Origin of the sequence: Pseudomonas sp. IT-P176 (assembly GCF_949767245.1) — a bacterium.
Classification (GTDB): Bacteria; Pseudomonadota; Gammaproteobacteria; order Pseudomonadales; family Pseudomonadaceae; genus Aquipseudomonas.
In genome coordinates this window covers 1-24317 of the sequence record NZ_CATKPN010000063.1, presented here as the reverse complement: position 1 = coordinate 24317, position 24317 = coordinate 1, and the positions used below count along the sequence as shown (strand labels likewise).

Below are 24317 nucleotides of genomic sequence, written 5' to 3'. Positions count from 1 at the left end.
GATGCCGCGATGGGGCCAGCACAGCCAACATAGTTGGATATCTGGGCAAAAAAAACGGCGACCGCTGGCACAGTCACCGTGAAAAAGGCCGGCGCTTGTGGCACCCGCCGAGAGCTTTGTGGAGGGGTTACAGCCCCCAGTGCAGCAACAACAGCACCAGCACCACCAGGAATACCGTCTCCCCGACCATCAGCAGGATCGGCTTGATCCCCACCGCAGCCAGCTCCTTGAGCTGGGTCTTCATCCCCAGGGCGCTGATGGACACCACCAGGCACCAGCGTGACAGCTCGTTGACCGTGCCCTGCACCACCGGGGCGACCCAGCCGGTGCTGTTGATACAGGCCAGCAGCAGGAAACCCACGGCAAACCAGGGCAGCAACGGCGGGCGCTTGCCCGTCGTATCGGCGCCCTGCATGCGCGTGACCATCGCTGCACAGACGATCACCGGCAGGAGCATGGCCACGCGCATCAACTTGATCACCGTGGCGGTATCCCCGGTCTCGGTCGACATGCTGTAGCCGGCCCCCACCACCTGGGCGACATCGTGGATGGTCGCGCCAAGGAACACCCCGGCCACTTGCGGCGACAACTCCAGCCAATTGGCGATCATCGGGTACAGGATCATCGCCAGGGTCGACAACGCCGAGACACCGATCACCGTGAACAACGTGGCGCGTTCTTTTTGCGGGTGGTTGGGCAAGGCCGCCGCCAGTGCGAGGGCCGCCGAGGCGCCACAGATCGCAGTGGCGCCACCGGTGAGCATGCCGAACAGGCGCTGGAACCCCAGGGCCTTGGCGGCGATCACCGAGACACCGATGGTCACCACTACCAGGATCACCACCAGGGCCACCGGCTTCCAGCCCAGCGCAGCAATCTGTTCCAGGGTGATGCGCATGCCCAGCAAGGCCACGCCAATGCGCAATACGGTGCGCGCCGTGAACTCGATGCCGGCCTTGCAGGTGCCTTCACCGGCGAGGAAGTTCAGGGCCATGCCCAGCAGCAAGGCGAACAACATGACCGGCGCACCGTAGTGCTCGGACAAAAACGACGCCGCCGCCGCGACGATCAGGCTGACTACAAACCCCGGCGCCAGCTCGCGGGTGCGGCTATGAATACGGGTAAGAGCGATGGCGCTCATGGCGCGGACTCCTCGCAAGGGAAAACGATAAATGCCTGGTCGTCGATGACCTCGACCGGATACTGGGCAACCTTGAGTGCGGTGGAATTGAGCAGGTAGCCCGTGCGCAGATCGAAGCGCAGGCCGTGGGCGCAGCATTGAATCACTCGCCCCTCCAGGCGCCCGCCACACAACGACGAGCCCTGATGGGGACAGCTGTCGTCGATCACCAGCAGTTCGCCGTCGACGTTGAACAGCGCCAGGCTTTTACCTTCCAGATCCAGCAGTGCGCGACCGCCTGCCTGCGGAAGTTTTCCGGCAGGCACAGGGACCCGCCGGTTCATGCCGGTTGCCGCTCACGCTGGCTTTCCAGCAGGGCTTCGCGCATCGCGCCCAACAGGGCTTCGGCCGGCTGCGCGCCGACCACCGTCAGGTGTCGATCGAACTGAAAACACGGCACCCCGCTGGCGGCGCCAGCGCCATGACCGATAAACTCCTGGCCATCGCCACGCAGACAATCCTCCAGCGCCGCGACCTCGAACCCGCAGTCCTGAGCGATGGCCAGCAGGGTCTGCCGGCATCCCAAGTCCTCGCCCTGCTGGAAATAGGCACCATACAAACGTTCCAGCAAGGCATCGCGCTGCTCTGGCGAGCCCAGTTGGTTGGCCCGCTCCAGCAAACGGTGGGCATCGGCGGTATTGGGCATGGTCGCGATGCGGCTGAAATCGATGCTCACCCCCACCGCGTTCGCCGCCTGCTGCACCTGGGACTGGCGTTGGCTGACGGCTTCGGCACTGCCCAGGCGGCGACTGTAGAATTCGGCGAAGGGCTGCCCGCCGACCGGCATGTGCGGCAACAACTGCACGCCGTGCCACTGGGTAATGATTTGCACCCCGGGTTGCTGGCTGAGCAGCAACGCCTGGGCCCGCTCCAGCTGGCGCTTGCCGATCAGGCACCAGGGGCAGATGAAATCGAAAAACACATCAATCTGTAAACGAACACTCACACTTTCACCTCTACAACCGCGTGGCCAACCGAATCGTTGACCTGTTCGCCCTGAAGCCGGGCAATATCCTTGTGGTAGTGACACTTGGCGTAAAAGAACACCGCGGCCGCCGCGATGCTCACCAGTGGCACCAGTTGAAACGCCGCCTGCAGCCCGATCACATCCGACACCTTGCCGGTGATGAATGGGCCCGGGGCCAGGCCGAGCAAGTTGTTGGCCAGGGTCAATGTGGCAAAGGCCGTACCGTGCACCGAGTAGTGGGTCAGGTTGGCAACCATGGCCCCGGCAGGACCGGTCGTCCCTGCCGCAATCAGCATCCCCAGGCAAATCAGCAGCAACTGCGCAGGGCCTGGCGGCAAGGCGAACGCTGCCGACAGCAGTAGGCAACTGCCCAGGCAATAGGCGATTGCCAGGGACACCTTGCGCTGGGCCGATTGCCGACACAGGCGGTCGCTGAGGATGCCGCACAGGATCATCCCGGCGCCGCTGCACAACACAATGATCGCTGCGACGCCGCCGGCCTTGCCGGTGGCCATGTCGTAGTAACGGTTGAGGTAGCTGGGCATCCACACAATCACCGTGCCGCCCACGAACAACTGCAAGCCACTGCCGATATAGGCGGCAATCACCGAAGGGCTGGAACACAGGGTACGCAGCGGCCGCTTGACCGCCGCGGCGACCTTGTTCGCGGCCTGGCTGGCCCGCTGCGGAGCAATGCGAGCCTCCTTGACGATGATCGGGTACAGCACCGCCAGCAGCAGGCCAAACAACGCCATGCCGGCGAACGACCAGCGCCAGCCGAGCTTGGCCGCGATCGCGCCGCCCAGGGCCATGCCCAGCACCGAGCCGAACATGCCGCCGGCCATGAACGCACTGGTCAGGGTGGCCCGCAGGTGCTTGGGAAACACCGAGATCACCACGGCAATACCTACGCTGCCGTAGGCCGCCTCGCCCACGCCCACCATGAAGCGGGCAATGAACATCTGCTGGTAATCCTGGGCCAGCGCGCAACCCAGGGTGGCCAGGCTCCACAGCAGCGCCATCAACGCCAGGCTCTTGACCCGACCGAAGCGGTCCGCCAGCAACGACAAAGGGAAGGTCAGCAAGCCAACCATCAGCGCGACAATGCCGCTGAGCAGGCCCAACTGGCCGTCACTCAGGGCCCACTCGCCCTTGAGCATCGGAAAGACCGCGTTGAGCACCTGGCGCGACATGTAATCGGAAATCAACAGGCCGAACGTCAGGGCAAAGACGATCCAGGCATATTTGCGCGCAACACCGACACCACTGGCGTCATCATCGTCTGCGGCAATGGGGTGAAAGGCCATGCAGCCTCCTCGAAACATTGTTGTAATTGTTGTTATCGAGCTTGTAGCAACGCAGCGCGGGGGAAGCCTTGAACTTCCCCCGCGTCAGCGATCAGCCGCGTTGCGGCACACCTTTCTCGCCCACCTTGCGGTTGGGGGCCATACCATTGGCCAACAGGGTTTCTTCGATACTCTGGTACTGCACACCGATTCGGTAGATCTCACGGGCTTCTTTGCCGCTGGCGATCTCGCGACCCAGTTCATGAGCGATGCGCACGGTTTGCTGGATCTGCGCAACCGAGCTGAACCGATCGCCCTTGTGATCAATGATAGTGTCTTCATTGCCCACGCGCGGGTGCATGCCCATGGCCATCGACATGGTGTTGAACGGCATGACGTTCTTGAGCAGCGATTCGGAGGTCAGGGTGCAACCGTTCGGCGCGCGGTGGATGAAGTTGAAGAAGTTGAACGGGTTCGGGCCGTCGAAGCCGCCGCCGATACCGATCCAGGTCAGGTTCAACGGCCCCATGTAGATGCCCTTGCGCACCAGGCGCTCGAGGGTTTCCAGGGCGTGCATGCCGGTCAGCTGGAAGTGCGGCTGCACACCGGCTGCGGTCAGGCGGCGCAAGTGCTCGGCGACCCAGGCCGGGCCGGCCGGCACAGTCATTTCGCTGTACGCAGCCTGGATACCCGGGTTGGCCAGGGAAGTGCCCTCCAGATACTCCGGATACAGCAGCTCCATGATGTTCATCTGGGTGGTGTTGATTGCTACCGTGACCTGGTCTGGCGTGGGCTGCAGATCAGCCAGCATGTGCCGGGTGTCGTCCGACAGCCACTTGGCCGCTTCGCCGTCACTTTCCGGGGCAAAGGAAATCGAGCCGCCGACCTGGATGATCATGTCTGGCACGGCTTCACGTACGCCGGCAATCAGTTCGTTGAACTTGGACAGGCGCTTGGAGCCCTTGCCGTCCAACTCGCGTACATGCAGGTGCAGGACCGTGGCACCTGCCTCATAACAATCGACCGCCTTTTGCACCTGTTCATCCATGGTCAGGGGGATGTCTTCCGGGAAGTCTTCGGGCATCCACTCCGGGCCGTAAGGGGCCACGGTGATGACCACCTTCTCCATGTTTTCCGGGTGCAGGGAATCGTCAAAGAATTGCATGAGTTACTCCTTTTATTATGGTTGTTCGCGCACCTGGGATCGTGCCCGGGCAGCGCTTGTACGAGTGCGAATGCCGTTGCGGTGTTTCAGTAGGTCTTGTCGCCGATGATCCCGGCCCGCTCCATCTTGCGATGGCACGGTGGGTAGTCCATGACGGCGTAATGCTGGGTGCTGCGGTTGTCCCAGATGGCGATGCTGTTGGGCTGCCAGCGCCAGCGCACCTGGTACTCGGGGATATAGGCCTGGCTGATCAGGTAGCGCAGCAGTTCGCTGGCGCCCGGATTGGCGTCCTGGCCGAAACGCACCCGCTCGGGGGTGTGGTAGTTGCTCAAGTGGGTGGTGAAGGCGTTGACGAACAACACCTTTTCGCCGGTTTCCGGGTGAGTCCGTACGACCGGATGCTCGGCATCCGGGTACATGGCCTTGAGCGCCAGGCGTTTTTCGATCGGCATGGCGGCGCCGAAGCTGGCTTCGATGCTGTGGCGTGCACGCAGCTCGGCAATCTTCAGCTTCACGTCTTCCGGCAGTCGTGCGTAGGCCTCCACCATATTCGCCCACATCGTGTCGCCACCCACTGGCGGGCACTCCACGCAGCGCAACACGCAACCCATGGGCGGTGCTTCACGCCAGGTGGCGTCGGTGTGCCAGGCGTTTTCGTAACGGTCCATCGGCTGGTCGGGATTCTTGTAGATGCGCACCAGGCCCGGGTGATCCGGGTCGCTGCCGGCCACCGGGTGATCCTCCAGCTCGCCGAAGCGGCGAGCGAAGGCCACATGCTCGGCGCGGCTGATGTCCTGGTTACGCAGGAACACCACCCGGTGCTTGAGCAACTGGGCACGAATCTCGGCAAAAAGACCGTCGTCGTGGACCGCATCGGCGAGGCTGACGCCGATCAGTTCCGCGCCGATGCTGCAGGTCAATTGTTCGACTCTCATGGCAGGCGGCTCCCTTAGATGACGAAAATCGACGAGCCCGTGGTCTTGCGTGACTCCAGGTCCCGATGGGCCTGGACGGCGTCCTGCAAGGCGTAGTGCTGGTTGATCTCGATCTTGATCTGGCCGCTGCCGACCAGCTCGAACAGTTCACCGGCCAGGGCGGCTTTCTCTGCCGGGTCCGAGATGTAGTCCGCCAGCGCCGGGCGGGTCATGAACAACGAGCCCTTCATCGCCAGCAGCACTGGGTCGAATGGCGGGATCGGACCGGAAGCGGTACCGACACATACCAGCAGGCCACGACGCTTGAGGGAATCGAGGGAGCCCATGAAGGTGTTTTTGCCAACGCTGTCGAACACCACGTTGACCCCTACCCCATCGGTCAATTCACGCACCCGCAGGGCAACGTCTTCGTGGCTGTAGTTGATCACGTGGTCGCAACCGTGGGCGCGGGCAACTTCGGCCTTGGCCTCGGTCGACACGGTGCCGATCACCGTCAGGCCCAGCAGCTTGGCCCATTGCGAAACGATCAGGCCCACGCCACCGGCGGCTGCGTGCAGCAGAATACTGTCACCGGGTTTGAAGTCATAGATGCGGCGCATCAGGTACGAGGCTGTCAGGCCACGCATGGTCATGGCGGCGGCGGTTTCGAAGCTGATGGTTTCCGGCAGCTTGATCAGCGGCGCGGCCGGGATCAGGCGCTCGGTGCTGTAGGCCCCCAGGGTGTTGAGAAAGCCGGTGTAGGTGACACGGTCGCCAACCTGTACGTTGCTGACCCCCTCGCCAATGGCCTGGACCACCCCGGAAGCTTCCACGCCCATGCCGTTGGGCATTGGGATCGGGTAGGTGCCATTGCGAAAGTAGGTGTCGGCATAGTTCAGGCCGACCGCCACATGACGAAGACGAACCTGGCCGGGACCGGGCTCGCCGACTTCGACGTCTTCAAGGCGAAGGACATCGGGACCACCGGGTTCGTAAAAGCGGACGGCTTTGGCCATGTTTTCTTATTCTCCATTGCAAGATAGGCGTGCGGCATCGAATTGTGCTGATTGGACTGTAGGACTCAGCCTGCGGCACCGCTTCTCATCAGACGACAATGGCTTTTCATTTCGTGACAATCGAGCGCGCCGGATCAACGGCTTCAAGGTACCGTGGATGACTTATCCCAGGCCTCTGGGTAACCTTGGCCGCAAGCCACTTCAGCCCAACCCCAACCTCCTGTAGACGAGCGTGCAATGAAATCCCCCTCTGGCTTGCTGCTGTCGGGCATCGTGCTGGACCGCACCAGCTCCATACCGCTGTACCGCCAGCTGTATTTGCAGATTCGCAAGCAGATCCTCAACGGCCGGATCCAGGGCGGTGTGCGGCTGCCGTCGACCCGCACGTTGAGCAAGGAGCTGGGGCTGTCGCGCATTACCCTGCTCAACGCGTTTGACCAACTGCTGGCCGAGGGTTTCCTGGCCTCGCGCACCGGGGCGGGCACCTACGTCGGCACCGAGTGGGAAAACCGCAGCACCAACGCCCCTGACGCCCAGCCCCAGCCGCCGCGCCTGTCTGACCTCAGTCACTCGGTATTGTCTTTACGCAGCAGCCATTTCCAGGGCATCAGCTATGCCGACTGGGCGCCCGGCAGCCCGACTTCCTTCCTGCCCAGCCACAGTGCCTACGATGCATTTCCCCAGGCTGTGTGGAAGCGCCTGATGAACCGCCACCTGCACAAACCGAGCAAGGCGATGCTCGGCTATGGCGAACTGCAAGGCGTACAGGCCCTGCGTACGGCGATCGCGCACTACGTGTTCGATGCTCGCGGGATCGACTGTTCTGCCGAGCAGGTAGTGATCGTGTCCGGGGCCCAGCAAGCGTTCAACCTGTTGGGCATGCTCCTGCTCAACCCCCAGGACCGGGTGTGGATGGAGGATCCGGGGCATATCGCCGCGCGCATCGCCCTGCAGGCCCAGGGTGGCCACGTGGTGCCCTTGCCCATCGACGACCAGGGCATCGACGTGCAGTACGGCCTGGCCAGTTGTCCCGACGCTCGCCTGGTGTTTACCACCCCCTCGCGCCAGCACCCTCTGGGGGTGACCATGAGCTACGCGCGGCGCCAGGAACTCATCGACTGGGCCGAGCAGCAGCAAAGCTGGATCATCGAAGATGACTGCGACAGTGAGTTTCGCTACCACGGCCGCCCCCTGCCCGCGCTCTATGCCATGGACCAGGGGGCACGGGTGATCTATGTCGGCACGTTCAGCAAGGTGTTGTTTCCCTCCCTGCGGCTGGGCTACGTGATTTTGCCCCAGGCCTTGATCGAGCCGTTTTGCACCCTGCGCGCGGTCATGGATCGCAGCCCGCCGACCCTGCTGCAGACAGTGACTGCCGATTTCATGGTCGAGGGCCACTTTCTCGGCCACATTCGCCGCATGCGCGCGCTGTACCAGGCCCGCCAGCAGGCGCTGGTCGAGCAATTGCAGCAACAGCTGGGGAGCTTTTTCCAGGTCACGCCCGTGGATGCCGGCATGCACCTGATCGCCTGGTTGCCCGTGCAGCTGGATGACCAGCTCATCGCCCGGGAGCTGACGTTGCGCCATATCTACACCTATGCCCTGAGCGACTACTGCATCGAGCACCGCCAGCCACCGGCGTTGCTGATCGGCTTCGCCAGCACCCCCGAGGACCAGGCGCAGCAGCGAGTCGCCGCACTCGCCCAGGCCCTGCGCGACATGGGGTGCCTGCCCGCGGCAAGCTGAGGCCTGGCAAGTGGTCTTATGATTTAACCGATAATGGATCTATCGAGAGTTCCTGACTGGCGCGATAAAGGTTGCGCCGGTAGACCCGGTGTCTGAACCAGGAACCACTCGAATGAACAATAAGATCCAACAACGCTTCAGCGCCTTGCTCAGTCACAAGGCCGGCGCCGCCCAAGCGCCCGCAACACTGACCCCGGAACTGGCGCGCCAGTTGCTCGACCGCCTGGGCCAACTGCGCCTGTTTGCCCACGCCTATCCCCTGTTGACCAACCTCACCCACGGCCGTGTCACCCCCCCCGACCTCCTGGACTTTGCCTATCGCCACGAGCTGCAGGGCTTGAGCCTGCACCTGCTGGACGGCGAGGCCAACAGCCTGAGCCAGATGAGCGCCCCACAGTTGCAGGCGTTTGCAGACAAGGCCCGGGCCCTGGGCCTGGAAGTGCACCTGGAAATCAGCAGCACTCGCCAAGCCGATGTCGATCAAGTGGTCGCCATCGCCCGCGCCCTGGGCGTGCGCAACATCCGCGTGTACTCACGCTACGAAGGTTCACTGTCACAGGTCATGGACCTGATCGAAAACGACCTGCGCTACCTCGCGCAACAGGCCGATGCCCATGACCTGTACTTCGATTTCGAGCAACACGAGGAACTCAAGAGCGCCGAGATCGCCCAGTTGCTCAGCCGCCTCAACCACCCCCGGCTGCATGCCCTGTTCGACTTCGGCAACATGATCAATGCCTGTGAACAGCCGCTGCAGGCCCTGCGCAACCTCGCGCCGCACATTCGCCAGGTCCACCTCAAGGGCGTGCAAATCGTCCCTGAGCACAGTGGTTTTGGCCATTACGGCGTGCTGCAAGGCAGTGACGAAGACGACTTGCCCAGTGCCCGCATGCTGTTCGAGTTGCTGATGCTGGGCGAGTCCAGCCCCCAGGTGATCGCCTTCATCCTCGAGCAGGAAAACCACTACGTAGCCCCGGCGTTTCGCCAGACCAACGAGTCCGCCGACCCGTTCATTGCCTACCGGGAAATGAGTGATACGCCGTTGCCAGCGGGTTACTCGCTGGAACGCATGCTGGCCGATGAACACCGCTGGGCCAACAACCAGGTCGCTTACGTGCGCGGCCTGCTGGCCGAGTTGCGCACCCTGGCCGAATTGACCCTGGCCTCCTGCACACCCGCTTGAACCCGACGCGACACACTGACGACGCTTGGAGAATAACAATGACAACTCGTGACAAGGCCAAATGGCTCAGATTCCTGATCCTGATCCTCGGTGGCGGCACCATCTATAAACTGGCGAACCTCAAGGACGCCTTCTACATCCCCATGCAAGAGTTCATGGGTTTGACCCACACTGAAATCGGCCTGCTGCTCAGCGCCAACGCGATCATTGCGACCGCGCTGTTTGTGGTCGGCGGAATGCTCGCCGACCGTTACGACACGCGCAAGCTGATTCCCCTGGGCTTGCTGGGTACCGGCGGCCTGGGCCTGTACCTCGCGACCTTCCCGCCCTTCAGCAACCTGTTGATTGTCTTCAGCCTGCTGGCGGTGTGCGCCGACTGCCTGTTCTGGCCGTCACTGCTCAAGGCCATCCGCAACCTGGGCGACGACAAGGAACAAGGACGCCTGTTCGGGCTGCTGGAAGGTGGCCGGGGCGTGGTCGATACCCTGGTGGCTTTTTCTGCGCTGGGGGTCTTCGTCGCCATGGGTTCGGGTGAAACGGGGCTGAAATCGGCGATCCTGTTCTACTCGGTGATCGACATCCTGGCCGGGACACTGACCTGGTTCCTGCTCAAGGGCGGCACCACGTCGACCACCGTGCAGGCAAAAAACGGCCTGTCGAACCTGTTGGAAGCCATCAAGGTCCCGGGGATCTGGCTGGTCAGCCTCAACGTGTTCATGGTCTATATCGTGTACTGCGGCCTGACCTACTTCATTCCCTACCTCAAGGACATGTACCAACTGCCGGTGGCGCTGGTCGGTGCCTACGGCATCATCAATCAGTACTGCCTGAAAATCCTTGGCGGACCTGCCGGTGGCTTCATTGCCGACAAGCAGTTCAAGAGCACCAGCCGCTACCTGAAATGGGCTTTCCTGGCGCTGTTGCCGTTGATGGGCGTGATCATGCTGATTCCGAAAAGCCCGAGTTACATCTACGCCGGCATGGCCGCCACCCTGTCTTTTGCGCTGATCGTGTTTTCCATGCGTGGGGTGTTCTGGGCGCCCATGGGCGAAGTCGGCATTCCCCAGCACATCACCGGCTCGGCCTTTGGCATTGGCTGCCTGATCGGTTACGCACCGGGCATGTTCGCCTACGTCATCTACGGCTCGATCCTCGACCACTTCCCGGGCGAGCAAGGCTACAACTATGTGTTCAGCCTGATGAGCCTGCTGGCCATTGTTGGCTTCCTTGTCTCCAGCCTGCTGTACCAGGCCGTGCGCAAGAACGCCCGAGCCACCGCCGGGGCTGACGTCGCGCCCGCCTGAACCTGCGGGTTACTGCTCTTCATTCACCGGCAAACATTGGCACCCGTCGCTCCAGCATGGCACGGGTGCCTTCGGCAACGTCAGCACTGACGATCCGCCATTCATGCTCCCCTCCTTCGCGGCCCATGGCCTGACCGAATTGTACGGCCAGGCCTTGGCGTACCGCTTCAGCGCCAGCAATGCGCAACGCGACACCCGTTAATCCCCAATCAACTTCGGATGGCGCTCAATCTGCAACTCCTGCGGAGCCAGGGCATTTGTAGTGGGCTTTTATGCGTGTGGTACGTACCATGTATTTACATACTAGTTATGCGAAATTCCACACTGCTGAAAACGGTGTTTATAAGATGGAATAATTGAGCGTTATCGCACCTTATGGCTATTTTTGCCGTTAAAACTCCGTAGCATCGCTGTACCGCGCCGAAGACAGCTTCAAGAGGTGTGTGAATCGCCGATCTCGACAGTGGCTGCTGCACAAGCTCCCGACGCGGGCAGCAGGCGAATCTCCACGCGGCGGTTGGCCGCCCGTCCAGCCTCGGTCCGGTCACTGGCAAGCGGATGGTTCGCGCCGTTTCCCTGGACCGCCAGGCAACTGTCCGGGATATCGCCCAAGCGGCGCATCCAGCTACGCACGGCCGATGCCCGGGCTTGTGACAATTGCAGGTTGTGCTCGGCGCTGCCCGTGGTGTCGCTGTGCCCGGTGATCACGATCAGCCAGTCGGGCCGAGGTTTGAACACACCCAGGGCCTTGAGCAGTGAATCGTTCGCTTCGGGTTTGAGCTCAGCGCTACCGGCATCGAACAATCCGTGCAGATGCAATGGCTCCAGCCTGGGTTGTGCCGGATGGCTGTTGTTGGCCAGGTAATACCGGCCGTCACTGTCAGCCGCCAGGTGCCAGCCACTCTGCCAGGCCAACCCGCACGCAAGGAGGAGCGTGGCGACCAGGGCCAGTAGCCACGGCATGCGTCGAGTGCGACGGGTTTGCCGGCTTGTTAACGCCGGTGGCTGGGTCAGGATCACCACGGGCAAGCTGCGCGCCGGTTCCGGCAGAGGCATCCAGATCCCGTATGGCGTCGGGCCGGGTAAATCGTTGCGCTGCAGGCGTTGCATCAGGTTATGCAGCTGCTGGCGCAGTGCCTGCAAGCTCACCAGAGGCGCCGGCACCTGGTGTTCCAGGCGTTGCGCGAGGCGCGCCAGTTGCCCATCCAGATCAACCAGTGCAGGCAAGTCTCGGGTATCGAGTACCAGACTGCGCAGCAATGGTGGCAACTGGCTGAACAGCCAGGCGAGAATATCCAGGCGGGCCGCCGCCATTGGCGGCCATAGGTTCAGCCACTGCTCTGAGAGCATCGCTAGCAGTTCGAGGCCTTGGCCCATGCCCTCCAAGCCATGGCGCTGGCTTCGGGCCAAGGCAAAGGCGGCGACGGTTTGCAGTTCCGCGCCGTTCTTTTGAAATAGCGCCAGGCACAACTGCTCGACCAGCGCCCAGTCCACATCGGGACGCGCCGGATGGTTGAGCTTGCCGAGTTCTTCGCGCAGCGCCAGGAACTCGGCAAAACCGCGCGGATCGTTGCCCACGCGCACATGCATTTCAAACAACCCGGTCATCGGAGGTCCTTATGGTTGGAGATATCACAGCAGCGACTGCTGGCGCTTCAAGTGGCGCACCAGCACCTTGCCTTCGGGGGCCAGGGTGGTGCCGAAGGTGACCCGCGCGCCTCCCTTGAGTTGCAGGTCAAGGGCATAGTCCAGATGGCCGGGCAACACTTGTGGCAACAGTTCAATGTTCAGCGCAGCCAGGCGCGGCTCGTACTTGAGCAGCGTAGCGGCCATGGTCCGTATCAGATCCTGTGCGGTGGCCGGCAGCCCCTGCAGGACCAGGCCCATGTCCGGCAGACCGTAGTCCGGCAGATGGGCCAGGGTGCCGGCGCGGCTGTTGAGGATGCGTTGCAGGTTGTCGAGTACTGACAGGGTCACCTGGTCCTCTTCGCTGACGCGCTGCAGGTCCAGTTCGCCAGTGAAGTTCTGCAGGAGTATTTCGTAGAGCGAAGGTGGGTTGGCCATGCCTCAGTCCTTCGCCAGTGGACGCAGGCTCAGCCGGTTGTCCGCCAGCTCGATGACCCGGGCTCGGTCCGGGTCCAGGTCATCGCGACCCAGGACCAGGCGCCAGGTCGCGGCTTGGGTATCTGGCTCGCGAAATAGCGCGACCACCGCGACAAATTGCGCGTCCTTATCCAGCGCCATGCTCAATTGCGCGCCCTCCCCGGGCTTTACCACCAGGGCCTGTTCATGCAACCGGTCGACCTGTAGCGCGCTGGCCCCCTCGTCGACCAGGGCGGCGTAGGTCGTGCGGTCCAGCGCATCACGGCTGCGCAACTGGTAGACGCGCACCAGGGTGGATGTTGCGAGCGCGTTCATTTCAGCCGCTGCGGTGTTGATCGACGCGCGAGCAGTGAAGTCCAGGTGCAGGGTTTTCACTTGTTTGTAGAAAATTGCCCGTGCGGTGGCGCTGCTGGTATCCGATATCGCCTGGGTCATTGCGCAACCGCTCAGCGACGCACCCAGCGCCGCGAGCATCAATGCATTAAACAGGGTACGCGACATGCTGTGCCTCTCTGAGTTGGGGGTTGATGTGCAGGCCTTGATATCGACCCAGGTTGATCGTGATGCTCGCATTCTGCGCAGCGACCTCGGCCGCACTGCCCCGCCCCAGCATGGCGGTCTTGCCCAGCAGCACTTCGGCGCTGCCAAGCACTGGCGATGGCAGGTTGCGCACCGGTAACGACAACTGCAGGCGCGCGGTGCACCGCCAGCCCAGATAGACCCGCAGCAACACCAACAAATCGCTGTGCAAGCGGCCGCCCGGCAACCAGCCCCGGGCCTGGACTGCATCGTCGGTAAACAGCGCCAGGTGCAACTGGCTATTGACGTCTTGCCCGGCACGCCCCAGTGGCGTGCCCTGGGACAGTCGCACCGGCCGGCTTGAACATAGGCTGGCCGGCTGGGCCAACGGCACTTTCTGCGGCCAATGCGGCGTCACCTGGGCTCGGGTTTCGGGCGCCAACAGCTTGACCAGGGCCACAACGCCTTCAGCGTTGCGGGTGGGTAGCCGCATGACGCTGAGCAGCGCCAGGAAACGTGAAATGGGCGTGGCGATCTGTTGCGCGGTACCGGGAATCCCCAACCCGATCAGGCCCAGCAGGCACTGCGAGGTGGCATCGCTGCCGCCGCTTTCGAACGTCGCTGGGTAGGAGTACTTGCGCCAAATGCGGTAGAACTGAGTGAAGATCCGGTGGTTGAAGATGTCGAGGAAGGCTTCCAGCGCCTCATGCCCCTCCCGTCGCTGGGCAATGTCGTCGAGAAAACTAGTCGGCATTGGCGAGTCCACACCGTACAGGCCTAGTAGGCGAGTGCGTACCGTCGCCGGGCCATTAGGATCGGTCGCGCAAGGTTCGATGGCCTTGAGCTCGCTGGCGGGGAATCCCATGCCGGGGTCCGGGCGAAAGCGCACCGGGTCATCCGCCGGCCGTGTGGTGCTGCCCAGCGGTGGGTGATTGGGCAGCGCTTGCTCCAGCAACTGGCAGAAGCGGTACAAATTGGCCTCAGCCACCCGTCCCTGCAATGCCTCCAGCAACCCGGAGGCTTTCAGCCGGGAATACGCTGACTGTGATTCTCGTTCCATCGAAGGCACTTTCCAGTAGGTTGCAGGACCAGCGTGAGCTGGTTGAACAAATGAATGTCGGCATACACGCCAAAAAATCGATGCAGCATCTCGCCGAACAGGCTGATGTCGCCCTCTCCGCAAAAACCATTGGCATCCAGGGTGACTTCGATATCCACGCCACGCAGCAGGAAGCCCTTTTCGAATCGCTGGATCAGGTGGTGGCGAACCTCGACGATGGCCGCCAGGCGCCGTCGGTTCAGCTCACTCCCCGTCCAGTCGTACAGCGCCAGGGTGCCGCGCAGCACTTCGGCGCTGTCGAGCATGGGCAAAAAATTGGAGCCCAGGTGACTGAGCACGCGCCAATGAAAGCGATCACGGTTCGGTGGGTAACACGGCATGGTCGGTGCGCACAGATTGCGCACCCGCAGGCCGACTTGGGTCGACTGCACCAGAGTATCGAGGGAAGTACTTTGCAAGGCCTTGCGCGGTAACTGCCCGTGGGTGCCGGTCAGGCGCAATGACAAGCTATCGCGGTTGTCCAGTTGGTCGGCGTCGAAACCTTCGCCGCCAAGAATCAGCCAGGTGTCATGCCGGCCGTTGGCGCCGCGCTTCAAGCGCGTATGGAAATAGCGTTCTGGGGCCTCGTCGCGCAGCATGCCGCCCTTGTGCCGAAAGCTGCTGAAGGGTACGTAGTCGTGGCGGGCCCCCTGACGCGCGGACGAGACCCGGTCCACTGAATAAATCTCGGTGTGACCGTCCTGCAAGCGCATCGGCCGCAGCAGGTAATCGGTTTGCAAGGGCGCCAGGCTCAGTGGATCGGCTTCCAGCGCAAACAGATTGATCACCGGCACCACATGCAAGCGCAGGTGTTCGGCGCTCAGGGCAAACGCCTGCGGCCAAGCCTCCCGCAGCACCACGTCGAGTTCGAATCCAGTGGTACCGGGAGGCACTTGCACCTGCTCAAGACCACAGAGGGTGACGAACATGAACTTCTCGCGAAAGGTGAAATATTCCAGCAGCAGCTGATAACCGCTGAAGGCGCTGTCGCCCTTGGGCCACAAGCGATCCTCGTCGGCAAAACCTTTCGCCGCGAAGTGCCCATCCAATGCCTGGCGTTCTGCGCCGGGCCAGCGCACGTACAGCGCCTGTGCGTTCAGGGTTAGCGCCTGGTGCAGCGCGCTGGCCAGCGGCGCGTCGGCATTGAGGTACAGCGGCAAGCGACTGAGGTCGACCTGGCTCCAGTCCGCCAAGGCACCACAGGCAAAACCCAGTCGCAGCACCGAACGTCCGTCCGGTTCGTACGCCAGACGCAGGGACTGCAGGGCCAACGGCTGCAGCGTCAGGTCTTCGGTGGTGGTGTAGCTGCAGCGGGTGCGCTGTGGCCCGATGGGTTGCGAGAGCACGCCAAACCCTTTGGCGAGCATTTCGCTGCCCTTCATCTGCGCATGCTCCGGGAGCAGTTCGACCACCGACAACGAGGGGATCGTGCGCAGGTAATGCGGCCACAGCAGGCTGACCAGTCCCTCCGTCAACTCCGGAAGGTCATCGTCGAGCTTTTCCCTGAGCCGCCCCATGAGGAAGGCAAACCCCTCGAACAATCGTTCCACGTAGGGATCTTGTGTCCCCGGTTTGTCGAGGTTGAGTTGGGCCGCCCGGTCCGGGAAGGCCTGCGCGAACTCCTTGCCCGCTTCGCGCAAGTAGCGCATCTCGGCGTCGAAGTAACGCAATGTCAGATTTTCCATGAGTTAAGCAAACATCCTGGTCAATGAGGGTTAAGTGCAGAGCACTGCGGCACGCACCGGGTCAATGCTCACCAGCGCTGCCAGCAGCGCCTCCATGCGCCGGGCCAGTGCCGGTTTGTCTGAGTCCTGGCGCTGGGCCTTGAGACGCAAGAGTTTGAGCAGGCGCGCCTTGACCTCGAACTCCAACTCCGGCTCCCACTGCGCCAGGGCCTGGCGCTGCGCGCAGGCATCCAATTCACCCAGCAGGTGCAGGGCCAGATCGTTTTTGCCGTATTGCTCGGCGACCCGCGCCATCAATAACCGCAACTGCCAGCGCTGGCGTCCGCTATGCACCCCGGGGCGCGCCGCCAGCCAGGCCAGCGCCGACTCCACGCCATCGCTGTCGGCCTGGGCCAGCGCCTCGGCTTCCAGGGACAGGACCTCGGCGTCGACGCTGGTCGTCACAGCCAGCGGTGCCGGCAACCACTGCTGGGGCTGATTGCCATTGACGTCCCGGGCGATCCACTCGCGGGTGGTCTCGTCGGCCAAGGGGCTGCCGTCACTCCAGCACAACAGCTCCAGTCCGGGCAGGCGTTCGAGAAACATGCCCAGGTCGCGCTGGGCAATCGCGGCCCAGCTGTCCTGAGGCGGCGGCAGTTTGCTCAGCGCCTGGAACAGGTACCACTGCAGGTCCAGCCAGAAATGGTTGACGCCTTCGGCGAACATTCGCTCGGTCTGCTCCAGCAACTCACTCCAGCTCTGTTGCACGTACAGTCGCTTGAGTTGCGTGCGATAGTCGCCGCGCGGTGGCGCCAGGCGCGTAAAGCCGTTGGTATCCTGCGCCGGGGCCTGGTGCACGGTGTCCCAGCGCAAGCTTTTCATCAGGTGATGGGCCGCCAACCAACCGAGGGGCTGTTCACGCAGATAACCAGCCAAGGCGCGGCCAGTGTCGAGCAAATCACGTCCAGACTTGATCGGTGCAAGCGGCGGCGCCGTTCTGTGACCGCCCGCCTCGTGACCGGCGCTGTGCTGCGGAACCACTGCGTCAACGCCGCCGGCCTGCGCAAGCCGCACGGACAACGCGCGGTGCAGTGGCCCCAGCTCCGGACGCTGGTTTTCTGGCCAGCTCGCCAGGCCCTGCTCCAGCCACGCCAGCGCCGCCACCGTACGCTCGGCTTCACTTTTGACCACCTCCGGGTGCAGCGAAAGACTGTCCAGCACCTTGCTGGCCGCCAGCCATTCCAAGGCAGCCTTGCGACTGTTGGGGCGGGCAGGCAGCACCTGGTCGGCGTATCGATCGACCAGCGCAGCCAGCAGATTGAGGCCATCGGCCAACCCTGCCTCGCCGTCTTTGTGCAAGCGGGCCCACAGGTAATAGGTGGCCACGCGCAGGTCTTTGCAACTGTGCGTGAGGAGCTTCTGCGCCCATTGCACGACTCGCTCCAGGTCAGCCCCGGACAACTTGTTGACCTCTTCGCGCATGTGCTGGAAATCATCGTCATAGCCAGGGTCCTGGCCTACGGGTGACTCGCCGCTGATGGGTTGCAACCAGGTTGTCCAGCGCTCGGCCTGGACACGGGCCAGAGCCGTCGCATCGCGCTGCCCCAGGCAACGGGCAATCAATGTCTGCAGGCTCATTCAACGCTCCCATTCTGTGCGTAAGGCACGGGCTCAACGCCCTCCTCGAGAAAGATCCGCGATGGCAGCCTGAAGTCGCGCAACTGCAGCAAGGCCATCGGCCCAGCCCCCAGTTCGGTGCGCAGGTGCCAGGTCAGCCCCAGGCCATCTGCAGCCTTGAGCACCACCCGGTAGCGGCTGTCGCCGTCATCCAGGGGCGTGACCTGGGCCTGCTCCAGCAGCCGGATCAGGCCCCAGGTACCCGGGTAGTCGCCGAACAGCCGTTCGCCGCTGCTGATGCTGATCCAGCTCAGGCTCGCCCCCGGATGATCGCTGCGCCCAGGCCAATTGAACCGCTGCCAGTTCTCACGCTGATTGAAGTACTGATGACGCTCGCCATTGAGGATGAAGGTGGTCTGCACCACGTCGCGCACCGCCTTGCCCTGCAGTTCGAACCCCAGGCCCATACCGCCGTCGGTGTAGAGCACATCGGCCAGGTGACTGAGCTGGTTGATTGCCGCGAGAAACTTCGGGTCGAAGCGCAAGCCCTGGCTGTGCCGCGAATCGGCCACCCAGCGATTGCCTTCCTTGCGCAGCACGCCGCCCAACTGATGCTGCAGAAACTGCTCGATGCGCCCGGAGTCGGCCCGGATCATCTGCCCCAACATCGGCAACGAAGCATCGCTGCGCGTGGCGGCAAACGGGTAGCGGCCAGCGAACGCGCTGTGCCAATGACTGCCGATCGAGCGTTGCCACTGGCGATTGAGGCTCGCAGCCGAAGGTTGCAAGACCCGCTGCCAGGCCTGCTCCAGCGGCTGCACGAACAACGTCTGGCCGATGCCCGCCCATTCCGCCCCAAGGCTGGCGGCCAGCAGGCTGCCGTAGGATTGCGTATCCGTGAGGTCGACGCTCTTGCCCTGGAACACGGTCTGCGCCAGGGCCTGGGTCATCTCCTGCGGATCCGGTGCGTTGCTCACTTGCTGCAGTTTCAGGCGCACCCGCGTCACCCGGGAGAGAAAAGCCTGCAGGCTGAGGCTGTCATTCCTGCTTTGCGGGTCCTTGCCCAGCAGCGCCAGCAACGGGCCAAACGTGGCATCCAGCGGGCTCTGCGGCTCCTGCAACTGCTGGTCGATCAGCGCCACCTTGTCCTGGCCCACCAGCTTTTGCGCCGACTGCAGCAACGAGTCGCCCAGGGCCTGGTGACGAGTGCCTGCCTGGCCCTGGTAAGCCAGGGTGTTCATCAAGGCAATCAGCGGCGACTGGCGCGCATCGCTCATCAGGCTCAATTGGTCGATGACATCCGCCAGACTATTGGCTGGCTGCCAGCGCAGGCGATTGAGAAAGTCCAGCCAGGCGCTGCCATAGTCCTCGAAGTAACGTGCAGTGAGACGCTCGCGCAGCAACTGCGGGCTCAAGTGCGTGGCGAGCGCAGCCGGCTGGTCGCTGAGTACCCAGTCGATTTCCTCGCGGCGCGCTTCGGCGATGTTATCGATCGCTTGCCGCACCTGGCCTTCCCAGGCCTGCCGGGTAAACACTCCAGGGACCTCGGCCGGATTACTGAACAACGCGATGGCATCGGTGACACCCACCATCTGCGCCAGGTTCAGCGCCGGGTAGTGGTTGGCGGCCGCGTCGAGCACCTGCTGGTACAGGCTGGCTTCGGCGTTGCGCTGGCCCAACTGGCCGAGCAGCACTTGGCGGACCTGGGTCACCAGCGTTGGGTCAGCCTCGATGCGCCACTGCGGATGCGCCGCCAGGTGCTTGCCGTAGAACTGCCACCAACCGGGGGCCAGCCCCTGCTCGACGCCACCCAGGGTATTGGCGAGAAAACTCGCGTCAGCCTTGTCGGGCCGCGCCAGCATCAGGTAAGCCTTGAGCTGTTCGTAGGCTCTCGGCGCACGCCGCGCGCGTTCAGCGCTGTCCGCCGGCAGCTTGACCAGCGCGCTGAGCTGGCGCTGTAAAGAGGCAAGCGCGGGGTCAAGCAACAGTCGCTGATTGACCTCGACATAACGCGGCCACAACAGCGCGAGCAATGCTGGGTTGGGGTTCAGACCGAAACGCTGATACCAGGGCGCACCGTGCGCGGCGCGGTAATCCAGGAGGTCAAGTTCAGTCACCAGCGCGTTGAACGCCAGCCGTTGCCCATCACCGACCGGCGCCTGTTCGAGAGCCGACAGCACGCCTTGCACCTGGGCGATATGGGCACGGTTCGTGGCGAACGACAGCAGCATCCCCGCCCCCCACAACAGCGCCAGGCCAAGAGCCAGGGCGTAACCGACTCGCGGAGCACTCCAGCCCAGGCGGCGCTTGACCGACGGCGCCGCCAATACGCCCTGCCAGGCCGGGTCTGCCAGCCAAGCGTGCCTAGGCGCGGTGTCCGCACGCGGCGCCAGAGCCAGGCTGAACCACACGCCGCGCAACGGCACCCCCCGCGCCAACGGCCCCAGCAAGGGGGCCGCCACCTGACACCAGCGGCGGATGCCCTCGGCCTGCAAATCCCGGGACAGACGGTACAAAAAGTCATGCCCCATCACCTGGTTCATCTGCGCCATGCCTTGCCGGCGTAATGGCTGCAGCCACTGCTGCAGACGTTTCTCCAGCACCTGCACGGTGCAACCCGTTGGCAGTTCACAGCCCACCGCTTGAACGTTGCGACCTTGCTGTGACCAGGCGCTGTGACACACCTGCCACATCGCTAATGGCAGATGCCAGCCCAATTCCCGAGCCAGCCGGCGCAAGCCCAGGGCGCCCTGCTCCATCGCCACCGCATCGGCGCTTTGCTCGGCAGTCAGCGCCCAGACCACCCCGTCCAGCCCACGCCAGCGGCTACTCAACTCGCGCCAAAAAAAGCCCTGCGATGCATCCTGCACACTGCCACCCAGCAGCAACACCAGGTCTTGCCCGTGCTGCCAGCGGTCAGTACTCAGGCCCGGAGCGATAGCGTCAATTTGCGCGGGCTCACCGACCACCAGCAGCAGGCGGACTTTGTAACGCCAGAAGGGGCCGTATTGGGTGCGCAGGTGTTGCTTCAGGGCCGCGACACTTTGCTTCTCTTGAGTGGGCGACTCATCAGGTTGCGCAGGGTCGGGCAGATCATCGGCGTCTTGCCGGTGGTAGGCTGCACGCCCCAGTGAACGCCCGAGCAAAGGGTAAGCCACCAACAGCATTGCGCTGACAAACGCAACGATCGATATCACCAACACGCCAATGCGGTGGCCGTCGCTGCCAGGAGCAATTGCTAGCCATTCAGGGAAACGCCAGGCTATGAGCCCACCCGCCACCAGCACGATGCCAATAAGCACCCCAATCCCTACGGTGTGTGGAGACTGCATTCAAGATTCCTTCGTCAAAAGCACTGGCACGGGCGCCAAGACCATGCCCCACGGTCCCGTTTGACCGGAGTTGTCAGCGCTGAAAATGAATTGTGGCCCGGCGCCGAGTGCCAGGTTTTGCGTGGCGCCAGCGATTGCCAGCCAAGGTGACGCTACGCCCGGATGCCCCAGCAATGCATCGAGGTTGCAAAGCCCTTGAGGGGCGTTTGCGGGCATGGATACTTGTGCCAATACCGTGGAAATTGCCGCATCCAGTTCGCTGGCAATCCCCGCCCGCCAGACGTATTTGATTGCCTTGGCGTCCAGCGAAACCCAATTCAGAGCCTGTTGTACGGCAGGCAGCAATGCGTCGGCGGTAGGCTCACGTGCGAGTTCCGGTCGATGAAGGTAGGCAAGTGCAGGCAAGGTGTTTTGCGTCAGTCGGTTACCCAGTAACACCCCCACGGCGGCTTCCGCCTTGCCTTCAGATTGTTGTGGGGCAAACTGCGCCGCCACCACCATCAACACTCCCCGATCGGCAATGCGCTGATCAAGCCAATGGTCCAGCGCTGCGAGGCCGCTACTGTCGAGCGGCGACGTTGACTGACGGATACCGGACTCACGCCACGCGTGGCGCCATACCCGTTGCAGCACAGGCTCCGGCAAACCGCTATCGATCTCCAGCAACAATGCCACCGGCGTATCGTCAGCCAGATGGACCAATGCTTGCGCCAGATCGGCGAGTACCTGGTTGAGCACCTGCAGCAGCACCTGCTCAGGAGGTTCATGGGGGTCGTATGGCAGGTAGCTATGGCGTATAGAGCCATCACCTTGGCGCGAAGCTTGACTCTGTAACACCGCAGTCCCACTCAGGAAAGCATCCAGTTGCGCTGCCGGTGATTGCCCAGCTTCGCGCAAGCCCGTGTGCACGCTCACCCCCAGGACTTGCTGAGACCGTCGACCTCGTCGTGTCTTGCGCTGCGAATCTTCCTCTCGGGCTTGATCCCAACCGTCCGCAGCCCGTTGCTGCCCCAAATGCACCAAGCCTCGGACGAAGCCCAGCAGACTCCAGAGCAAAAGTGCCAAGCCCGACGCTTGCACCCAGTAGCTCAAGGGCTGCTCGCGCCATGCCGGAATGTCCCACGCCCACGCCACGCCGACAGCGGCCACTAACAGTAGGGGCACCAGCACCAGCCACAACCACACCCGAGGGGGGGCTGGTCGTGGCGCCTTGCCTGGGATTTGATCCAGTCGCACCGGCATGACTAATTTGCACCCGCGGCAGGCAGCGACGTTATCAACACGCACCCACACGCACAGCGGTGCCCATCAAACGCTAGCGGCACTCCATTCTCGCGAAACTGCCGATGTCCCTCGGCGATGATCGTGCGACCATGACCGGGTATGGGGCACTGCACTGGGTCACCCTGGCGCGCTACAGCAAGACCTGCGAATTGCAGGGCGCTAGAGCCCGACAGGACTCGCCCCCCTCCCGTGTTTTTATCACCTGTGCGAATGATGCCTTTCATCACTTACTCCTTATAAAGTCTGCATCGATCAATCCACCGGATGTTCAACAGCCAATACGTCCTGCACCGAAAAAACATCGTCATGCACCACATAGTTTGTTGAACTCAATAAATTTCCCGCTGCATCGATCCTGGCAAACCATTGAATGGAAAAGCCTGCCGCATGCCATTGCACTGAAGAAAAATCTAAGTCTTGCGCCTGTTCGCCAGTGTTCTGGCTGGTCAATGAGATCGAACGCAAGCAACTGCTTACAAGGACCCGCGTTATCGGGCTCAGGGTGTTCCCTTGAACCTTGTAGACATACAGCCACACTTCGCGACCGGAGCCGCAATAAGCCGAAGGTTTGCCGGGGTTAGAGTCCGACACTTGAAACAGAGGCAAATAAAAGTCGCCATTGATCTTGTGCTTTTTCTTGTCATACACAATGCCGGCCACATCGGAGTACAGCGTCAGGGGATACACGCCGCCATCCGCTGCATCGATGTAGACAGTCCTGTCGGTATCGCCTGGAAACGATAACGGTGAAATCTCCAGCGCAGTAGCTGTACTCCCCCAGCCGAATATCAACAGCAACAAAAAACACCTGAAACTACTCTGCAAGTACATGATCCGCATAACACACCCCCTTATATTCCCATGGATGCTCGGCGGACTGGCCCTTTGTGCCTTTCTTGTAAGTATCCTTATCTCGCTCGCGCAGTTCGCTTTCGGTTTTGTCTTTGTTTTTTTCTTTGTCCATTGACCAGCCAATATTTCCGGTATTGCTGTCGCAGAGGGTGTTTTTCTTCCTGACCCAGGAGCTGGAAGTAACGTCCCAGTCATGGTAGGAGCCGCCATTCCAGCGGCTGAACACCTCATGCCTGAGCTGGTCATCGGTGTACGTCCGACTTGCCTGCCCAAGGTACTTTTTAGCAGCGCGAACTTTATCCTTGTATATGGAGGAGCCTGCCAGAATATTCGCCTTCCAATTCCACACCTGCTCAAAGGTCGGTGCTGGATTGGTCATTTGGGTGATGCCATAACCTTTGTCAAAGGCAACAATGGGTTCGCTATCCAACTCGATGAAGTGTTTGCTGCCCGTCTCCTGCTCCAGTAACTTCTCAAATCCACTCATATCTTCGAGATCGGCTATGTAATTCGCGACGCTGTCTTTACTCGGGTTTGCGCCTTTTATAACCACCGACCGACTGAGTGTCCTTTGGCCAAGCGCCACAGTCACCGTTAACGTTCCACCTAGAACGCTTCCGGATAAATCGGCGACCCACACGTTATTGCGGTTATTAAATGAGCCCGATGCCTTGAATGTCTGTAGGGCATTCCCTTGGCGCGCCCGCTCCCTCAAGCCACTTACCTTTGCATCCCACTCGATCGCCCAGGACCACGTACAGTCGGCAACTGCCTGCGCGCGAAACTCGAAGACGATCTCCGGAAACTCGCCATCCTCGGTTATTTTGAATTCGGCATTCTCAGCCGGTGAAACCCACCTCAAGGCGTTGTCCGCAGAGACCACCTTGGTCACCGCCTCCCCTGCGCTACTGGTACTTCCCGCATGCCTGACCGTTTGCATGGCGTTACTCCTTTGTTCGCACATATAACGACTGATTTAAACGAAAGTGCCCTGAGATAATCAGAACCTGATGTTTACCAAGTGCCATAGGGGATACCGTGCTGGTCGATATAGGCTTTGTTCTCCGGTTCTATGGGAATGTACTGGCC

22 protein-coding genes are annotated in these 24317 nt (G+C 62.3%); 3 read left to right on the top strand and 19 right to left on the bottom strand.

The genetic code is table 11. The features are described 5' to 3' along the window. Nucleotides 1-127: 127 nt before the first annotated feature. The 7 genes from ACM6IP_RS18795 to ACM6IP_RS18765 form a co-directional block, all read right to left on the bottom strand. Entirely contained in the window at nt 128-1138 is a 1011-nt protein-coding gene (locus tag ACM6IP_RS18795) for a YeiH family protein (protein ID WP_159995964.1), read from the bottom strand. Then, nucleotides 1135-1461: a Rieske (2Fe-2S) protein gene (locus ACM6IP_RS18790; protein WP_095170294.1), complete on the bottom strand. Its 327-nt coding sequence runs from the start codon at nt 1459-1461 to the stop codon at nt 1135-1137. The genes ACM6IP_RS18795 and ACM6IP_RS18790 overlap by 4 nt, the downstream gene beginning before the upstream one ends. Then, nucleotides 1458-2123, bottom strand: coding sequence for a DsbA family oxidoreductase (locus tag ACM6IP_RS18785; protein ID WP_414862070.1), 666 nt, complete (start codon nt 2121-2123; stop codon nt 1458-1460). The genes ACM6IP_RS18790 and ACM6IP_RS18785 overlap by 4 nt, the downstream gene beginning before the upstream one ends. Then, complete coding sequence (locus tag ACM6IP_RS18780) at nt 2120-3451, bottom strand: MFS transporter (protein ID WP_095170292.1); 1332 nt, start codon at nt 3449-3451, stop codon at nt 2120-2122. The genes ACM6IP_RS18785 and ACM6IP_RS18780 overlap by 4 nt, the downstream gene beginning before the upstream one ends. Before the next feature lie 91 nt (nt 3452-3542). Continuing rightward, nucleotides 3543-4595 (bottom strand): 3-keto-5-aminohexanoate cleavage protein, encoded by a 1053-nt coding sequence (locus tag ACM6IP_RS18775; protein ID WP_095170291.1) that lies wholly within the window; start codon nt 4593-4595, stop codon nt 3543-3545. 86 nt (nt 4596-4681) lie between these two features. Next, nucleotides 4682-5530: a TauD/TfdA dioxygenase family protein gene (locus ACM6IP_RS18770; RefSeq protein WP_401129831.1), complete on the bottom strand. Its 849-nt coding sequence runs from the start codon at nt 5528-5530 to the stop codon at nt 4682-4684. A 14-nt stretch (nt 5531-5544) separates the two neighbouring features. Continuing rightward, nucleotides 5545-6525: a quinone oxidoreductase family protein gene (locus ACM6IP_RS18765; protein WP_095170289.1), complete on the bottom strand. Its 981-nt coding sequence runs from the start codon at nt 6523-6525 to the stop codon at nt 5545-5547. A gap of 237 nt (nt 6526-6762) precedes the next feature. On the opposite strand from ACM6IP_RS18765, the gene ACM6IP_RS18760 reads away from it, so the two are divergent. From ACM6IP_RS18760 to ACM6IP_RS18750, 3 genes are all read left to right on the top strand, one after another. Continuing rightward, nucleotides 6763-8271, top strand: a complete 1509-nt coding sequence (locus ACM6IP_RS18760) for a PLP-dependent aminotransferase family protein (protein WP_414862069.1) — start codon at nt 6763-6765, stop codon at nt 8269-8271. Nucleotides 8272-8383: 112 nt separating this feature from the next. After that, nucleotides 8384-9454 carry a sugar phosphate isomerase/epimerase family protein gene (locus tag ACM6IP_RS18755; protein WP_414862068.1) on the top strand — a complete coding sequence of 357 codons (1071 nt, stop codon included), beginning with the start codon at nt 8384-8386 and terminating at the stop codon, nt 9452-9454. Between the two features lie 38 nt (nt 9455-9492). Beyond that, on the top strand, nt 9493-10758 hold the full coding sequence (locus tag ACM6IP_RS18750; RefSeq protein WP_159995956.1) for an MFS transporter: 1266 nt from the start codon (nt 9493-9495) through the stop codon (nt 10756-10758). Between the two features lie 19 nt (nt 10759-10777). On the opposite strand, the gene ACM6IP_RS18745 is transcribed toward ACM6IP_RS18750, so the two are convergent. The 12 genes from ACM6IP_RS18745 to ACM6IP_RS18690 form a co-directional block, all read right to left on the bottom strand. After that, nucleotides 10778-10945, bottom strand: coding sequence for a hypothetical protein (locus ACM6IP_RS18745; protein ID WP_414862067.1), 168 nt, complete (start codon nt 10943-10945; stop codon nt 10778-10780). Between the two features lie 245 nt (nt 10946-11190). Next, a complete protein-coding gene (locus ACM6IP_RS18740) occupies nt 11191-12366 on the bottom strand; it encodes an OmpA family protein (protein WP_414862066.1) in 1176 nt (391 codons plus the stop codon). Nucleotides 12367-12390: 24 nt separating this feature from the next. After that, the gene (gene tssE, locus ACM6IP_RS18735) at nt 12391-12822 is read right to left on the bottom strand and encodes a type VI secretion system baseplate subunit TssE (RefSeq protein ID WP_401129820.1); all 432 of its coding nucleotides are present in this window, start codon (nt 12820-12822) and stop codon (nt 12391-12393) included. Between the two features lie 3 nt (nt 12823-12825). After that, a complete protein-coding gene (tssJ, locus tag ACM6IP_RS18730) occupies nt 12826-13362 on the bottom strand; it encodes a type VI secretion system lipoprotein TssJ (protein WP_414862065.1) in 537 nt (178 codons plus the stop codon). Continuing rightward, entirely contained in the window at nt 13343-14440 is a 1098-nt protein-coding gene (gene tssG / locus ACM6IP_RS18725; protein WP_414862064.1) for a type VI secretion system baseplate subunit TssG, read from the bottom strand. Before tssG ends, tssJ begins: the two co-directional genes overlap by 20 nt. Then, entirely contained in the window at nt 14404-16164 is a 1761-nt protein-coding gene (tssF, locus tag ACM6IP_RS18720; protein WP_414862063.1) for a type VI secretion system baseplate subunit TssF, read from the bottom strand. Before tssF ends, tssG begins: the two co-directional genes overlap by 37 nt. Nucleotides 16165-16194: 30 nt before the next feature. Beyond that, on the bottom strand, nt 16195-17781 hold the full coding sequence (gene tssA / locus ACM6IP_RS18715; RefSeq protein WP_414862062.1) for a type VI secretion system protein TssA: 1587 nt from the start codon (nt 17779-17781) through the stop codon (nt 16195-16197). After that, nucleotides 17778-21092, bottom strand: a complete 3315-nt coding sequence (locus ACM6IP_RS18710) for an ImcF-related family protein (protein WP_414862061.1) — start codon at nt 21090-21092, stop codon at nt 17778-17780. The genes tssA and ACM6IP_RS18710 overlap by 4 nt, the downstream gene beginning before the upstream one ends. Continuing rightward, nucleotides 21093-22262 (bottom strand): hypothetical protein, encoded by a 1170-nt coding sequence (locus tag ACM6IP_RS18705; protein ID WP_414862060.1) that lies wholly within the window; start codon nt 22260-22262, stop codon nt 21093-21095. Nucleotides 22263-22336: 74 nt separating this feature from the next. Next, on the bottom strand, nt 22337-22600 hold the full coding sequence (locus tag ACM6IP_RS18700; RefSeq protein WP_414862059.1) for a PAAR domain-containing protein: 264 nt from the start codon (nt 22598-22600) through the stop codon (nt 22337-22339). Nucleotides 22601-22628: 28 nt separating this feature from the next. Next, entirely contained in the window at nt 22629-23174 is a 546-nt protein-coding gene (locus ACM6IP_RS18695; protein ID WP_414862058.1) for a hypothetical protein, read from the bottom strand. A gap of 16 nt (nt 23175-23190) precedes the next feature. Next, nucleotides 23191-24168 (bottom strand): hypothetical protein, encoded by a 978-nt coding sequence (locus tag ACM6IP_RS18690; protein ID WP_414862057.1) that lies wholly within the window; start codon nt 24166-24168, stop codon nt 23191-23193. Nucleotides 24169-24317: the final 149 nt, after the last annotated feature.